The organism is uncultured Gimesia sp., from assembly GCF_937910335.1.
In the GTDB taxonomy this organism is placed as follows: Bacteria; Planctomycetota; Planctomycetia; order Planctomycetales; family Planctomycetaceae; genus Gimesia.
Genome location: NZ_CALEMX010000259.1, coordinates 1 through 15,878 on the forward strand (window position 1 = coordinate 1; position 15,878 = coordinate 15,878).

The following is a 15,878-nucleotide window of genomic DNA, read 5'->3' on the forward strand; positions in this document are numbered from 1 at the left end:
ATTATACTGTCGGTAGTTCATAGGTTATCTTCATTAGTGAGTGAGTCATGTCACATCAAATCAAATTTATTATGGTCGGTGGTTTTTTAGGGGCGGGAAAAACCACAACTCTGAGTCGACTGGCAAAATATTATTCTGGCCAGGGACTGAAAGTGGGGGTCGTGACCAACGATCAGGCAGCAGATCTGGTAGATACGAATGCGCTGCGTTCACAAGGATTAAATGTAGGCGAAGTGGCAGGGGCCTGTTTCTGTTGCCATTTTGACGCGCTGATGGAGACGATTGAAGAACTAGGTTCAAATGCCAGGCCTGATGTGATTCTGGCAGAGCCCGTTGGTAGTTGTACCGATCTGGTGGCAACCGTGATTCAACCCATCAAACGTTTATTTAATGCCGAATTTTCCATCCAGCCTTATACCGTTCTCATGAAGCCCAGCCATGGCAGGAAGATCCTGAAAAATGACAAGGGTTCCGGTTTTTCGCCGAAGGCTGCCTATATCCTGAAAAAGCAACTGGAAGAAGCTGATCTGATTTTGGTCAATCGTATAGATGAACTTTCTGTTGAAGACATCGATGAACTCATTCAATTAATCGGAGAGCATTTTCCCGGCACTCCAGTTCTAAAAACATCTGCGTTAACGGGTGAAGGCTTTGATGCTTTGACAGCGTTTCTAGAGCAGGAGGGTGACTTTGGGAGTAAAATCCTCGATATCGACTATGACATTTATGCAGAGGGTGAAGCAGAACTGGGTTGGTTGAACAGCAGCGTACGCGTTTCATCAGAAACTTCTTTTTCTCTGGATCAGTTATTGATGGATGTGATTTCACAATTGCAGACCTCATTTAAAGCAAAGGGAGTCGAAACGGCCCATCTCAAGACCATTGGTTTATGGGAAGGTTTTTTTGGTGTTGCGAATCTGGTGAGTAATGAAAGTCAGCCCACATTATCCTTATCCTCAGACTGTACAGTGAATGAAGTCGATTTGATTGTGAATGCACGTGTGGCCTGTGACCCGGAAGCATTAGCAGAGCAGTTTAAGAGCGTATTAGAGAATTGTGCGAAAGCACGAAATGCGAATTTAGAGTTTCGTCAGACACAGAGTTTTCGTCCGGGCAGACCTGTGCCGACACATCGCTATGCGGCACCTCAGTAATCCTCAGCATCAGGACCGTTCCGACCCTTAGCATTAGTTGATTAGCTGGAATTCAATGTCTGAGCTGAATTCATTATTTGATTCCGAAAGGCGGCAGAGATTTCGCCGACAGTTATTGTCGTGGTATGCGACTCATCAGCGCGATTTACCCTGGCGTCGATGCAATGATCCTTATGCTGTCTGGATCAGTGAAATCATGCTGCAGCAAACCGTTGTTGCAGCCGTGATTCCCTATTTTGAAAAATTTATGGAGCGTTTTTCCGATGTTCAATCGCTGGCAAGAGCCGCGGAAAGCGAAGTGTTGCAGTATTGGGAAGGTCTCGGGTATTACAGCCGGGCGCGCAATATTCATAAATCTGCCAGGATCATTGCCGAAGAATTTCAGAGTAAGTTTCCAACCGATGTGATAGCGTTACAGAAGCTACCGGGAATCGGACGGTATACCGCGGGAGCCATTTGTTCCTTTGCCTTTGACCAGCCGGCGCCAATCGTCGAGGCCAATACATTGCGACTGTATTCTCGACTGATGGGACTGGAGGAAGATCCCAGGTCAAAGTCGGGGCAAAATCGATTGTGGGAGTTTGCGGAATTGATTCTTCCACGAAAATTACCCGGAAATTTCAATCAGGCACTGATGGACCTGGGCAGTCTGATTTGCACGCCTCAAAACCCGGACTGTGCTGTCTGTCCCGTCAGCTCGGGATGTGAAGCATTTTTGAAACAGCGTCAACATCTCATTCCTTTGCCGAAAGTGCGTCCGGAAATTACACCTCTGACTGATGCCAGCATCGCTGTATTCACCGAGGGGAAAGTGATGATCAGACAACGGACGCCGGGAGAACGCTGGGCAGGTTTATGGGATTTTCCTCGTTTCACTCTGGAAGAAATGAATGGTTCTCCGCATCCCGTTGTGAGTAAGAAACAATCAAAATCGCAAAAGAAGGCTATGAAGTCAAAGGAGAGAACGCCGAAGGGGCAAGAGAACGTTCCTGATGGCTTGACGCAGGCAGTGATACCTCGATTGGAGCAGTATTTACTGGAGCAGGCAGGGGTCAGAGCATCGGTAAAGAATTTTGCAGCTGAGATTCGGCACAGTGTCACTCGTTATAAAATTCGTTTGCTCTGTTTCGTCGCACGTGTTGAGTCTATTGATAAGCAGCAGGTTACTACAGACCGTCAGAAAAACAATCACCAGTCTGCCTATCAATGGGTGACGGTTGATGAACTGGAAGAGTATCCCCTTTCTGTTACAGGCAGAAAATTCGCCAGGCTTCTGGCAGAAACGAATCTTTTACTTGATTGATTCAGATTGAATGGGGTGTCGTCGTAGTGTTTACCAATCTCAGGGGCGCAAAAAAATATCCCCATTCTCAAAATTGCCTGAGATTGAGAATGGGGAAACGTTTTTGACTCAAGAGAAGAAAGCGGCATCCGTGCCAAAAAAGCCTTCCATGGTATTAAGCCTTTAGGGGGAATCGGATGTGAGTGGAGTAACTGAATGAGTTGCTCACTTCTCCTGTAGTCAAAGACGCTGAAGAACAATGTATATTGTTTTTCGAGAGTGGGTTAACCAGAGAGGTCTTTGAAGAGTGTACCGAATTCAGGCATGTCTTGTTCAAGGAGATTCTGCCATGCTTCAGGATTCCAGATTTCAACACAGATAACAGCGCCAATGATCATGACGTCCTGGTTTGGTTGAACCCCCAGAAACTCACGAAACCCTTCCGGAATCGTGCAGCGAGATCGATTTGCTAACTGAATGGTGCGATTTCTGGTGGACAGTAACCGTCCCAGTCGTTGCACTTCATCCCAGCGATTTTCCAGTCGGTGTGCCTGGATTTTTTGTTTAATCAGATCAACACCCTGCTGTTGTCGGGATTGCCAGTCTTCAGCCTTCCAGAGGCTCAAGCAGCCGGCTCTTTCTTTGGTTAACATCGTTTCCCCGGATTCATCAGTGATCGCCTGCGCCATTTCTACGGGCAGTGAAATGCGAAAACGGTCATCGACCGTCCGTTTCATTTCTCCCGTAATAAATGTTTCGCCGCTCATAATCAGCCTGCAAAATGGGGATGCGTATTTATCGACTACCAAAATCAGAAAAGAGATCAGTATTGTACTGGGTGGATAACCCACAATCAACTAGTTTTCAAAGATCAATTGGGTAAGAAACCCACTAAAGATAGAATCTACAGCTCATTTATCAAAAAGGCAATCATTGATTGGCTGTTTCTCCTGATTTTGTCAAATTTTCTTTTTGGCGCTGTTTTTCAGGCTGTCAATCGAAACAAATCCATATGCACTCGCACTCATTTTAAAGTCCGAAAGTCGATCTACCTTTCACGGGATTGTATTTTTCTGATCTCAATGAAATTTTCGTTATTGATAAGCGTTACCCATATGTCCGTACGCTCTGAACAACGGGTTTCATTTTTGATTGGAGAGGAAACACTTAATAAAAAAACTCCCCCTGACTGTCAGGAGGAGTTTTGTGTATTTAAAAACAAAGTTGCCGAGAATCTTAATATTCACGACGTTTCAAGATGCCAGGCAGTGGAATGGGATAGGAGCCATCGGCTCGGGCCAGAACGGGAGCAGGTGAGTCCATTGTCAACTTATCGACATCGGGAGCAAATTCCTGTTCACAATTCAGCATTTCATCGTATGTCACGACTTGTCCTGTATGCGCCGCCATTCTTCCCATGGAAGTAACCAGACTGGCTTCCGCACCACGTTTGACTTCATTGTACGGTTTATCTTGTCGAATCGCATTGATCAGATCATCCCATTCTACCTGATACGGATTCGGCTCTGGTTGCGGATACTCCCACAGAAGATTTTCTTTCGTTTCATTATAGCCTTTGTAGATTCGAGATTTTGCCGGATGGTGGGCTGAGGTGGAAATCACTGCCAAGCCTTTGGTGCCATGTGCAAAGCTGGCAAATTTCTGACGGCAACCGGGAATGGTTCGTCCTCTCAGGAACATTTTTGTTCCATCGGCAAAGGTATATTCAACACTATAGCTGTCAAAGTTCTGATCAACATTATCGCCTCGGTAGTTGCGGCCTCCAGAACCATCGGCCATTACCGGCCAGGCATCTTTCATCCAACAGCTTTCGTCGATATTATGAATCAGGAAGTCACTGAAGCCTCCACCGCTGGCCCAGAGAAAGCCATGAAATCTTGAAATCTGATAGAGTAGTTCGCTCATTTTTTCGGGTTTGGGTCCCGTCGCCGCAGAACCTGTCGGGCCTGCCATCCGATAGGCCCGCAATTCCAGAAGGTCGCCAATCTCTCCCGCTTTGATGCGATCGTGAAGTTCCTGACGTGCAATACTGTGACGGCACATCAGTCCCACGCCGACCTTAAGATTTTTCTCCACAGATTTTTTGCCCAGTTCAAACATCTTGCGCGTGCTGGGTCCATCCACGGTAAGCGGTTTTTCCATGAAGACGTTAATCCCTTTTTCGATGGCATAACCAAACTGAACCCATCGAAACGCGGGAGGTGTTACTAGCAGCACTACGTCTCCAGGACCGAGACAGCTAATGGCTTTTTCATATCCGTCGAAGCCAATAAATTTCTGATCTTCGGGAACATCCACTTTGTCGCCAAACGACTTTTTCAGACTTTTATAACTGGTATTCAGACGATCGTCGAAGACGTCTGCCATTGCGACCAGTTTAATGGGACCGCTGGTCGTTGAGAGTGCGTTTGCTGCTGCACCAGTTCCGCGCCCACCACATCCGACCAATGCAATTTTGATGGTATTTTCATCAGCCGCGTAGACGTGTGGGATCGCAGTACCAGCCAATACAGAAGCCCCGGCTGCGAGCCGACTGGAATTCTTTAAAAATTCGCGACGGGATGAGGTATTCTTGGGCGCTTCACTCATGTTAGGTTCCTTAGTTAATCGTGGAATAAATTGAAGATCAAAGTGGAATCTCGTATTGGCTGATAGATCGATTGAAAATGGGAATGCAGAATAACTATCGATATTCAGTACGTTTAGAATACAAAGGTCGTTCAGAAAAAACGATTATTTTAACTGATTATATCAATGCGAGAGCGGCACTTGCAACTTGTGGGGGTGTTTCAGTCACACAGGAAAGAATAGGTGGGGCGTTCAACTGTGGCAGAAAGAAGAAAAAACCCGAAGACTGAATGTCAGCCTTCGGGTTCATATTTGTAAGTGATGTTAATTTATCTGTTTTCGCTTAGTAATTATAAGCAGGATTCTTGGGATTGAAGTCAGTATCTGTCAATCCGGTGTTCGTACGGATGTTTTTATAATAGTAATCTTCCACCAGTTCCGGAGATCCTCTTCTCTTGGTGGGCCAACCATATTGCTGTACTCGAACGGGAAGATTCGTTGCTTTATCAATATACAACCTTGTCATCTGAAAACGGATACCCTGCTTTTGTTGCGGGTAGCTGGTCTCAAGAACTTTGCATTGCGTGTTCTCAAGTTTTGCATTAGGGTAATATTTGAAAACGACACCTGCATCAAGTTGTTGTTCTTCTTTCCATTGCTTCAAAATCTGATACAACATTTTCCGAATGCCAATGGTGGTGATCGGGTAGCGGCTTTCATCCATTGCCTGGGGGCTATTGGGTTGAAGCGAGACGGTTCCAATTAATCCTTTAATTCCCGTTTCATGAGCAAGGATCTGATTTCCATTGCGACCATGGACATAGATGACTTCTCTACCTTCATGTGGCTTCTTAAAATTCAGATACACGCTTAGGGGTTGCTCACGAAACTTGATTTGAATCGTATGCATGGGCTGCATTCTTCGTCCCACTTTTTCCTGTTTAATGAAGACTGCTTGAAAGTCTTTGATATTAGACGTTTCTTCATAGCTCTGCATGGCGAGTCGAATTGCTGGATCGAGTTTGTGTTCCGCGTTGGGACCTGCGGCGATCAGAAAATTGACCTGGGCCAGATACGCTGTCACTGTCAGAGTGAAAACTCCGGCGATGGTAGCCACCTTCTTAGTATGGTGAACCAGTTTGTTGTTTGATTGGTAAGTGTTTTGTTTTACCATTGAATTTCGTGACTCCCTTTGTCGAAATCCTCTTGCTTCAGACTCATTTTGACGAGAAAAAATGGTCAAAAGCTAGTAAGAAATATAGACCACTCTGTAAAAGGTGACTTCGCTATGAATCCCCTATTGTGAAACGACAGGGTCTCATAATTTGATGTCGATAGTAGATTCTCTCCGAGAATTGGCTCGACACATCATTAACAATCGAACTTATTGGCAAATCGTAATTACTTAGATCGCGTGTTCTCTTCGTTTTTTCGTAAATTGTCAAGAGATATTCTTTATATTCTCTCTTTTGACATTCAGCAACTTAGTACCTGGATTTCGTTTCATAATACATTATCTATTTTACCATAAGTTAAGTGGCAGTTAACCCAGTGAAATAAGTGAGATTTACTTATTTAATGAAATAAGGAGATTCTTAGAAACTCCAATTGTCGGTATTCTGGTAATTCTGTATGATCCGCCGCCTTGAGTCAGGCACTTTGAGTTGAAACAATCTCACGGAGTTTTTCTCAATAAAGGTGAGTCAGTGTTTTACATGTTCAGTAATCAATGTAAAACAATCCCTGATTGACAAATTTTGTGGTTGACCACGATGGTTTCTGGAAACCAGACAGTGAGAGCAAGGAGTGTTCTTATTGTTCAAATCGGATAGTTTCCGATAGCGTGATTGCGAACATGGAGGAGAAACGCAAATGCGCTCCAAATCAAATGACTTTTTTTCAACAGTGCTTATGCTGATACCTCTGGTGGCAGTTCCGATGCTGGCCATATTTGGTATTCCCGAAATTGCACCCGTGAAAAAGTCCTCAATCAATGAAAATGATCTATTCGATAGTGAAGGATCTTCTCGTTCCCAATTCGAAGAAATTTCATTTGATTCTTCGTCACATGAAATTGATTTAGGGGGCGAAGGAACTCTCTCCGGCCAATCCCGTTCAAATCAAAATCGGCCAGATAGCGGGGGCCCTTTTGAGAAAATGGCTTCTTCTCGAAAAGATGCCCTCAATCGAGAGGAATGGTTGCCTCCCGCAGGTGCTTTGGAAGGATGGGAATTGGAAGAAGTTCCTTCCCAATTGAACTCAGATCAAAAAAGTGTCAAATTAAAATCGGCAGGATCGCTGCCAAAATCAGCTTTGGACAAGAATCCCATTCAGCAGGCGGCCTTCGAAGAAGGGCTACCCTCCTCAGATTCGGTGTCGCCTTTTGGCCAGGAAATTCGGCAAGTAAAGAACGAAGGCAATCCCTTTGAACCATCTACAGAGGCTCAATTAGCACCTGCAGAATCTGCCCCTGCCAGACAGGCTTCAGTAAAGGAAGTGGATCAACAGTTTCGCATACGAGCTGAAACGATGTTACGTCGAGATCCGGCAACTTGGAGCGCCGCGGTTCAAAAATTGAATGACCTGGGTATTAGAGATTATCGCCTTGAACCGGGTGTTCGTCCCAACGAGTTTTTGTTTAGCTGTTCCTATTCTCCACCCCATAATCCACGAATTTCCAGACGGTTTGAAGCAGAAGCGCTGGACCCATTGAAAGCTGTGATTAAAGTTTTACAGCAGGTTGATGAGTGGAGTCGTAATAAGTAAATTGATGCGTTCTATAAAAAAAACCAGCCCGCTTTGAATAATCACTCAAAGCGGGCTGGTTTCATTTATGTCTCTCAATTTAGATTTGATTGAGATAGATCATGCTTCATTTTTCTTTTTCTTGTTTTTCCGTTTGATGGTTTTCTTTTTTTCCATTTTTTTTCTTAGCTCTTCGGACTTGGGAGGCGCCTTGCGTTTGATAGTGGACTGTTTCTTAGCCGCCTTCTCAGCACGCTCAATTTGTCCACATAGGTCGGCGCGGGAAATCTCAACATCCTGTTGTTGATAAGAAGAACCAGCAGTCCAGGCACGGCAGCTTTGGTGCCCTTCAACGTGATAACTTTGGTCCAGGCTACGAATGGCAAGGCCGAATTCAACCATTTCATCATTAATGGCCGTTGAAGCAGCACTTAATCCAACCGTTGCACCAAGTACGCCCACTGTTCCCAGCACTACGAGTTCAGCTGACATCACCAAACCGGCTTCGTCATTCCAGAATTTTTTTAACAGATTCATCATCAAACCTCTCAGAAAGCGGTGACAGTTCAATTACGAGCGAGGTGAGAGTGAGTTCCGCCTATTCCGATTGTATCGATTGTTCGGATAATAGGGATTGTATCGATATATCTCGGAATGTAAATATAGGAAGAATAAAAAGAATGGAAAGAAATGTGTTTTGTTAGACAAAATTCCATAAGTGCAAACATTAAAACAAGATAGCGAATTTTAATGTTCCTGTTCGTATGGCAGACGTTAATGCGTTTAGCATTGGTGGGGCATGATTGAGGGTTAGTCAGAACTAGTTTCAATCCCTGTGTGTTTGCTTCGGTATTTGAATTGGCCAGAGGTTTCTCAGTAAAAGCATGTGAAGGTGCAGGCACAGAAACCGATGATTCAAGAGAAATTTATAGGAGAGAAACCCTTTATACTTGCCTGATTTGTACTTTCGGGACATGATCGTATCGATCAAAGATCCAAAACTCCCCGTATTCAGCATCAGATCATGAGAAGGGTAAGCCCAGCATGTCATCACAGCAATCACCAGTCGTCATTGGTATTCGACTTTCAATAATGATGTTCCTCGAGTTCTTTGTATGGGGGGCATGGTATGTGACCGTGGGAAATTATATGGGTGCTAATGGGATGGGAGATGCAATTTACTGGGCCTACACAGTTGGTCCAATTGCTGCCATCGTTTCTCCTTTCGTGTTGGGCATGGTCGCGGACCGATTTTTCTCTTCGGAACGAGTGCTTGCGGTACTGATGATTATTGGAGGAGCGATTCTTTATTATGCTCCCAGTGTGGTGGGTGAGAAGGGAGAAGGAAGTGGAACATTCATTCTTCTACTTTTGTTGCATATGTTGTGTTACATGCCAACGCTTGGCCTGACTAATACGATTGCCTTTTCTCATTTAAAGAATCAGCAAATCTGGTTTCCTTTAGTGCGCGTGTTTGGAACGATCGGTTGGATTGTTGCAGGATATCTTGTCAGTAAAGTGATGGGGGCAGATATGACGTCCAAACCACTACTTGTGGCAGGGGGCGCTGGCGTTCTCATGGGGATTTACTGTTTGACGTTGCCACACACTCCGCCTCCCTCCAAGGGGAAAGCAATTTCAGTCCGCGATATTCTGGGCTTAGACTCATTGGCCTTGCTGAAAGATCGTTCTTTTCTCGTCTTTATGGCAAGCTCGTTATTAATCTGCATTCCTTTAGCAGCCTACTATGCTTACGCACCGGTTTTTGTATCTGATGCTGGAATAGATAATCCTGCGTTTAAAATGTCTTTCGGTCAGATGTCCGAAGTTCTGTTTATGGTCTTAATGCCGGTCTTTTTCAAATTCCTGGGTGTGAAACGAATGTTGCTATTTGGCATGTTCGCCTGGGTGGTGCGTTATGCCTTATTTGCCGCTGGTGCTTCTGACGGAGTTTCCTGGATGATCATTTCAGGTATTCTTTTGCATGGTATTTGCTACGACTTCTTCTTTGTGACGGGGCAAATCTATGTCGATCAAAAAGCGGGGCCTGCCATTCGGGCGCAGGCACAAGGGTTTCTGGTGCTGGCAACACAAGGTGTGGGGATGTTAGTTGGAGCCCTGATTAGCGGGAATTTGATCAACGCAATTGTTGTCGGCGAAGGGGCGGCCAAACTTCAAACATGGAAAGATTTTTGGATTTATCCCACAGCGGCAGCGTTTGTGATTATGGTCATCTTTATGATTCTTTTCAAAGATGATCCGAAGGCAACTGGTAATATCAGCGAAGAGGATGTCGCAAAAGCTGCCAGTAATGAAGAGATGGTTTAGCCCGGCATAACTGGGACAAAAAGAATAAAAGCCCCCTGTTCATTTTGAGCAGAGGGCTTTTTTAAATTAGATCAAGGTGCGAAACAACTCTTAATCGGTTATCGTCCAGGTGGCCGGGATACAGGTGCTTGCTGTAACCGAACCGGCATCATTGATTCCACAAGAATGTATTCGCCCCGTAATTCAGATCGGAACCAGCGTTTGCCTGTGACTCCCATGGAGCGTCCCAGGGCAGAATCCAGATTGATTTGAGGAGACACCGGTTGTAAATACGCAAGAAACTGTCCATTGGGAGCCACCAGTGCGTGGGTAGGCATGCCCTGTCGAACATTTCGTAAACGTCGCACAATGCCTGCTCCCGAAAACTGGGGCTGAGTTGGTTTCGTCGGCTGAGGTGTTGCCCCTGGTTGGGGAACCGTGGGTTGCGGGGCACTTGGTTGAGGGAGAGGTGTCAGCTGTGGATTCGGGGGCGTTGATTCCGTGGTAGGTTCAGGAGTAGGTGGAAGTAATGAACCAGTTCCCGCCGTGTTTTCCGGGTCTGGATAGCGGCTGGTTTTATTTTGATCAGGGGCCATTGAGACCAATGCTGCATCTCGTTTACTGGTTTCTTCTGCCAGTTTGAGAAAATCCTGAAATTCTGCCTGCACCTTTCGATAACGGTCAACGGCATCCAGTCTCAAATCAATTTTACTGGCAATGGCAGGATGTTTGATTTCCTGCTGCAATGTTTTGTAGTCTTGCTCTAATGCATTTAAATCCCACGCCGTCGGCTCTGCCTCTATCATGGCGCGAAATTGTGTATCGATGGTTTTGATGGCCTGTTTGGCAGCAGTCATTTGATCGACTTCCGGAACACTTCGACGCGCTGAGCCATCGGTGGGAGTTTTGATCATTTCCTGCTGAGGTCTGGCTGAATGATTTTGTGTGATGCCTTCGCTAAAGGGATCTTTCCCACTATTGGCAATCGGGGTATCGAATGGGGCAGGTGCACTTTTCCCTGGTTGAGATTGGTTGGCGGGCATCAATAAATGCCCTTCCATCCAGCGCCATTCTCCCTTAGGTGGTTTGATTTGATACATCAAGATATTGCCAAATTCAGAGCCAACGTTTTTACTACCCAGAATCGTGACTTCATCATTCTTTGAAAGGCGAATCTGTTCGACGTCACGGCTTTCACCAAAAGCACTGCCGACTCGAACTACGACACCATTCTCAATGATCCGACCACGATTGGCGGCCATTTTTTGTACATATTCTGCGCGAATCCAACTGAAACTTCCTTGTGGTGGCGTAATCATGAACCACCCACCCGGATCATGTCGATGGACGGTGACGCGTTTACCCCTTTGGAGTTTGAGCGTGGGATAATAGCGGCTTCCGTTGCCGCTTCTTACCAGCGCTTCCTCTGCGTTCACAATCGCTTCGTAAGGGAAAGTGTGTTTTTTGGCAGCGACTTCTTCTGTCAGGCAGAGAAGTAGACTTGTTATTAATAAAGGTGTCAGGATCCATCGGTCTAAAGGACACATGGAATAAGCCTCCGTGCTGACTTGATACAGCCCAATTGAATAGGTTTAATTGTGGTGTTGAAGGTGATTGTATAAACAGAATTGTTTTTGAATCACGAATCGAAAGGGAATCGAATGAGTGGTAGGTAGAGATAGAGAATTTGAAAGAGGGGCGTTTGATAATGGAATTTTTATTTTATGGCAATACCAAAAAAGAGATTGAATGTGAAAAAAACGTTTCAAATCTGTAAAAAGGCTTCAAAAACCTCATTTAAGGGATATTGATGAAAATTCCCAACCTGGGAATAGATAAAGGAATGCTCACTTTTTCGTATTGACGTAAAATTCAAACTATGCAAAATTATCGCCCTCTCAGTATGGTCAGTTTGGTTCCTCTATCAGGAATTCCGCTGCATTATCAAAATAAAATAGTATATTTAAAAGGTTTTGATTACGAAGTTGTCATCCAGAGGCTGGGTACTGCTTCGTTACCAGATAGAGAAAAATTTCAATTCGTTTGATTGCCACTATGGAGAGTGGTCTATTCTGCAAAGGAGTGCTTCGGTCGTGAAAAAGTTATTAACACCAGTTACCGTTCTTGCCATCGTGGGTTGTTTTTCCTGTTTCATTGAAACAGCGTCTGCACAAGCTCCCGCACCGGCCAATGCAAAAGCTGCAGAACACAAAGTGGGCCTGATTGATATGGCGCATGTGTTCAAACACTATGAGAAATTTACAGCGCTGCGTGAAGAGTTAAAAACAGAAATCCAGCAAAGTGATGGCAAAGCCAAATCGATGGCAGAAAAGATTCAAGCCATTCAAAAAGAAATGCAGGATTTCAAACAGGGAAGTCCCGAGTATCTCGCTCGTGAAAAACAGTTGGCACAGGCTGCCTCCGACTTTGAAGCGTTTCGAAAAGTAGCTCAGCGCGATTTCCTGCGTAAAGAGTCGCGCATCTATCACACCATTTATATGGAAGTGACGGAAACGGTCAAGAAGTATGCAAAAATCTACAATTATACTTTGATCATGCGGTTTAATCGGGAAGATCTCGATACCGACGATCCGAAAAAACTGATTCAAGGCATGAATCGTCAGGTGGTTTTCCACCGGGCCGATGATGACATTACGCTGTCTGTTCTGGATTACCTGAATCGCAGCTATAAGCCAAAAGCATCAGCCACTCGGCCTACACCGGGTACTCCAAAACGCTGATACACTTGCTTCTTGAGCACTCTTGTTGGATGCAGGCAGGCGTATCAGCCAGCCTGCATCCTTTTTGCGATTTTTTCAGTACGACATGTAGAATTTCTCCATCGAAGGAGCAGGCAATGCGAACTCGTAATCAGAGAACGCTGGCCAGATCATTGGAATGTACCGGAGTTGGGATTTTTACCAACGCCGATGTGAAGATTCGTTTTTGTCCGGCTCCCGAGAATCATGGCATTCAATTTGTTCGTACCGATCTGGCTGGTTCCCAACCGATTCCTGCATTGATTGAATATGCTGTTTTCAAACAGCGACGGACGGCTATTGAGTATCAAGGGGCATCGGTCGAAATGATCGAGCACGTCATGGCTGCATTAGCGGGCATGCAGATCGATAATTGTCGCATCGAAATTAATGCTCCCGAAGCACCCTGTTTCGATGGTTCATCACAAGAACTGTCGCTGGAATTTCTAGAAGCAGGTATTGTCGAACAACCATTCAAAAGAGATGTGATTAGCATCGAACAACCAGTGTCTGTCGAAGATGATTCCGGTAGTTTTATTCAGGCAAAACCGTTGAATCGATCTGTAATGGCTGTGGGTTATTATCTGAATTATGGTGAAGATTCACCTATTCCGCCACAGTGTCTGACACTGGAAATTAATCCTGAGACCTGGATGAACCAACTGGCATTCTCTCGTACTTTTGTACTGGAAGATGAAGTCGAAGCCATGCGTGGTTTAGGCTATGGATTGAAGTTGTCACCGGAAGATTTACTGGTCATCGGACAACAGGGGGTGATCGATAACGAATTAAGAACATTGGATGAATGCGTTCGTCACAAAATATTAGATTGCCTTGGCGATTTTGCTTTGATTGGTTGCGATCTGCAGGGTTATTTCTGCGCTCAGCAGTCGGGGCATGCATTAAATCGAGAATTGGTCAAAAAAATTAAATCAACACATCAATCTCGTTTATCTGAAACAGCTTGGAAAGTTGCTTGAAAATTTAAGTTTCGTTTAATTTACAACATTTGTTATTCATATTCTGGCACGTCGTTGACTGCAGATTTTTTAGGATGTCGAACATGCCGACAAATATTTCAAAACTCTCCTATGTCGATCCAAAAGCAGAAATAGGAGAAGATGTTACGATCGGACCGTTTTGTCACATCGGACCTCATGTGACGATTGGAAATGGTTCAGTGTTAGACAGTCATATTTCTGTTTCAGGCCATACGACCATTGGTGAGAGAAATCGATTTTTCCCAACGGCTGTGATTGGTTCAGAACCACAGGATGCAGGATATTCGGGCGCTCCGACAAGAGTCGAAATTGGCGACGACAATCTATTTCGGGAAGGTTGCACGATTCATCGTGCAGCAGAAAAAGAAGATCATTGTACTCGCATCGGAAACCGAAATACATTTCTTTGCAATTCTCATGTAGCACATAACTGTCACGTATTTGATGATGTGACTCTCGTCAATGGCGTCTTACTGGGAGGTCATGTGCATGTACATGATCGGGCGATTATTTCGGGAAATACCGTTGTGCATCAGTTTTGTACTGTCGGTACGCTAGCCTTTATCACAGGAGCATCACGGACCACTGTGGACGTGCCTCCCTTCATGATCTGCACGGGCGCCGATCAATTCCGAATTCGAACCGTCAATATTGTAGGAATGCAGCGTGCAGGTATTTCTGAAAATTCCGTTGCCGTCATTCGCAGAGCCCATCGATTGATCTATCGAAAAAATAAAAAGTTAGATGAAGTGCAGGAACTATTCAGTCAGGAACTTGAGGGTGTCATTCCCATTGCATTAAACACCCTGTTCGATCATTTTGAAGGCATTAAGGGCAGTAAAGCTGGTAGAGGCCGCGAAGAAGCAGCACGAAATGCCACGTATAATCCAGAAGAGAACGATAAAAATTCAACTCGGAGAGCAGCATGAGTTCATTAAAAGTAGCGGTAGTTGGTGTGGGAGCGTTAGGACGGCATCATGCCAGGATTTTAGCTGGTCTTGACGGTGTCAATTTAGTGGCAGTCGCAGATACCAATCCCGATCAGGGACAGGCGATTGCAGAACAGCATGGCAGTCGGTGGGTTTCTGATTATCGTGATTTATTTCAAGACGTAGATGCTGTCTCGCTGGCTGTACCAACACACGCCCATCTAGCGATTGCCAGTGAATTTTTATCCCGCAAAATACCGGTTCTGGTGGAAAAACCCATCGCCTGTAATCTTCAGGAAGCGGAAGAACTGGTGCACATCGCCGAAACAAACAATACTTTACTCCAAATTGGTCATGTAGAGCGTTTTAATCCAGCGACGCAGGTGGCGTTTGAGCGGTGTTCGAATCCTCGTTTTATTCGGAGTGAACGAGTTAGCCCTTATACGTTTCGATCAACCGATATCGGCGTGATTCACGATTTACTCATTCATGATATTGATCTCGTGCTTTCTCTTGTGAATTCTCCCGTTCAGAATGTAGAAGCCTTTGGTATTTCTGTAATGGGAGAACATGAAGATGCGGTTCAAGCACGGTTACGATTTCAAAATGGTTGCATTGCCGACCTGACGGCCAGTCGGATCTGTCCCAATGCAAAACGGGCTATGCAAATCTGGGGAGCCTCAGGTTGTGTTACAGTCGATTTCAACAGCCGGGAAGTTACATCATATCAACCTTCCGAAACACTTTTATATGGAACGCCTCCGCTGGAACGCGCGCGGAAAGCGGGTGCGAATCTTGAGGCTTTGAAGCAGGACGTCTTCGGAACATTTCTGAAGGTGGACTCTCCCGATGTCTCAAACGCAGACGCTTTAACTGCCGAATTGGATAGTTTCGTAGAAGCAGTTCGGACAGACTCTGAACCACTGGTGGGAGGCGCGCAAGCATTGCAGGCAATGCAGGTTGCAGAAATGGTTCTTGAAGCGGTCAACTGCCACGCATGGGATGGAAGTCAACAGGGATCCGTCGGGCCGTTCGTTCAGTTTCCAACAGAACAACGCCGAATGGCTGGTTAAATCAGCCAGTCGGTGTGACAAATGGAATTGTCAGGCTCT

The 15,878-nt window shown here is 45.3% G+C and carries 13 protein-coding genes; 8 read left to right on the forward strand and 5 right to left on the reverse strand.

All coding sequences use genetic code 11. The features are described from left to right. Nucleotides 1-47 precede the first annotated feature (47 nt). On the forward strand, nucleotides 48-1,154 hold the full coding sequence (locus Q0668_RS10380; protein WP_298863915.1) for a GTP-binding protein: 1,107 nt from the start codon (nucleotides 48-50) through the stop codon (nucleotides 1,152-1,154). Nucleotides 1,155-1,209: 55 nt separating this feature from the next. After that, entirely contained in the window at nucleotides 1,210-2,457 is a 1,248-nt protein-coding gene (gene mutY, locus Q0668_RS10385) for an A/G-specific adenine glycosylase (RefSeq protein ID WP_298863918.1), read from the forward strand. A gap of 263 nt (nucleotides 2,458-2,720) precedes the next feature. On the opposite strand, the gene Q0668_RS10390 is transcribed toward mutY, so the two are convergent. The 3 genes from Q0668_RS10390 to Q0668_RS10400 all read right to left on the reverse strand — a co-directional run bounded on the left by Q0668_RS10390 (nucleotide 2,721) and on the right by Q0668_RS10400 (nucleotide 6,199). Beyond that, the gene (locus tag Q0668_RS10390; protein WP_298863920.1) at nucleotides 2,721-3,203 is read right to left on the reverse strand and encodes a division/cell wall cluster transcriptional repressor MraZ; all 483 of its coding nucleotides are present in this window, start codon (nucleotides 3,201-3,203) and stop codon (nucleotides 2,721-2,723) included. A gap of 469 nt (nucleotides 3,204-3,672) precedes the next feature. Continuing rightward, nucleotides 3,673-5,046, reverse strand: a complete 1,374-nt coding sequence (locus Q0668_RS10395; RefSeq protein ID WP_298863923.1) for a Gfo/Idh/MocA family oxidoreductase — start codon at nucleotides 5,044-5,046, stop codon at nucleotides 3,673-3,675. Between the two features lie 322 nt (nucleotides 5,047-5,368). Beyond that, nucleotides 5,369-6,199 carry a DUF1571 domain-containing protein gene (locus Q0668_RS10400; RefSeq protein ID WP_298863926.1) on the reverse strand — a complete coding sequence of 277 codons (831 nt, stop codon included), beginning with the start codon at nucleotides 6,197-6,199 and terminating at the stop codon, nucleotides 5,369-5,371. Nucleotides 6,200-6,897: 698 nt separating this feature from the next. Between Q0668_RS10400 and Q0668_RS10405 the strand changes: the two genes are divergently transcribed. After that, nucleotides 6,898-7,791 carry a hypothetical protein gene (locus tag Q0668_RS10405; protein ID WP_298863927.1) on the forward strand — a complete coding sequence of 298 codons (894 nt, stop codon included), beginning with the start codon at nucleotides 6,898-6,900 and terminating at the stop codon, nucleotides 7,789-7,791. Nucleotides 7,792-7,890: 99 nt separating this feature from the next. Here Q0668_RS10405 and Q0668_RS10410 read toward each other — a convergent pair whose 3' ends face one another. Then, nucleotides 7,891-8,310 carry a hypothetical protein gene (locus tag Q0668_RS10410; protein WP_298863928.1) on the reverse strand — a complete coding sequence of 140 codons (420 nt, stop codon included), beginning with the start codon at nucleotides 8,308-8,310 and terminating at the stop codon, nucleotides 7,891-7,893. Nucleotides 8,311-8,814: 504 nt separating this feature from the next. Between Q0668_RS10410 and Q0668_RS10415 the strand changes: the two genes are divergently transcribed. Next, nucleotides 8,815-10,098: a nucleoside permease gene (locus tag Q0668_RS10415; protein WP_298863930.1), complete on the forward strand. Its 1,284-nt coding sequence runs from the start codon at nucleotides 8,815-8,817 to the stop codon at nucleotides 10,096-10,098. Between the two features lie 98 nt (nucleotides 10,099-10,196). On the opposite strand, the gene Q0668_RS10420 is transcribed toward Q0668_RS10415, so the two are convergent. Further along, nucleotides 10,197-11,624, reverse strand: coding sequence for a hypothetical protein (locus tag Q0668_RS10420; protein ID WP_298863932.1), 1,428 nt, complete (start codon nucleotides 11,622-11,624; stop codon nucleotides 10,197-10,199). Nucleotides 11,625-12,170: 546 nt separating this feature from the next. Between Q0668_RS10420 and Q0668_RS10425 the strand changes: the two genes are divergently transcribed. The 4 genes from Q0668_RS10425 to Q0668_RS10440 all read left to right on the forward strand — a co-directional run bounded on the left by Q0668_RS10425 (nucleotide 12,171) and on the right by Q0668_RS10440 (nucleotide 15,839). Next, nucleotides 12,171-12,818, forward strand: coding sequence for an OmpH family outer membrane protein (locus tag Q0668_RS10425; protein ID WP_298863934.1), 648 nt, complete (start codon nucleotides 12,171-12,173; stop codon nucleotides 12,816-12,818). 116 nt (nucleotides 12,819-12,934) lie between these two features. Then, the gene (gene lpxC / locus Q0668_RS10430) at nucleotides 12,935-13,816 is read left to right on the forward strand and encodes a UDP-3-O-acyl-N-acetylglucosamine deacetylase (RefSeq protein ID WP_298863936.1); all 882 of its coding nucleotides are present in this window, start codon (nucleotides 12,935-12,937) and stop codon (nucleotides 13,814-13,816) included. 83 nt (nucleotides 13,817-13,899) lie between these two features. Further along, the gene (lpxA, locus tag Q0668_RS10435) at nucleotides 13,900-14,766 is read left to right on the forward strand and encodes an acyl-ACP--UDP-N-acetylglucosamine O-acyltransferase (protein ID WP_298863938.1); all 867 of its coding nucleotides are present in this window, start codon (nucleotides 13,900-13,902) and stop codon (nucleotides 14,764-14,766) included. Further along, a complete protein-coding gene (locus Q0668_RS10440) occupies nucleotides 14,763-15,839 on the forward strand; it encodes a Gfo/Idh/MocA family oxidoreductase (protein ID WP_298863940.1) in 1,077 nt (358 codons plus the stop codon). The genes lpxA and Q0668_RS10440 overlap by 4 nt, the downstream gene beginning before the upstream one ends. Nucleotides 15,840-15,878 lie beyond the last annotated feature (39 nt).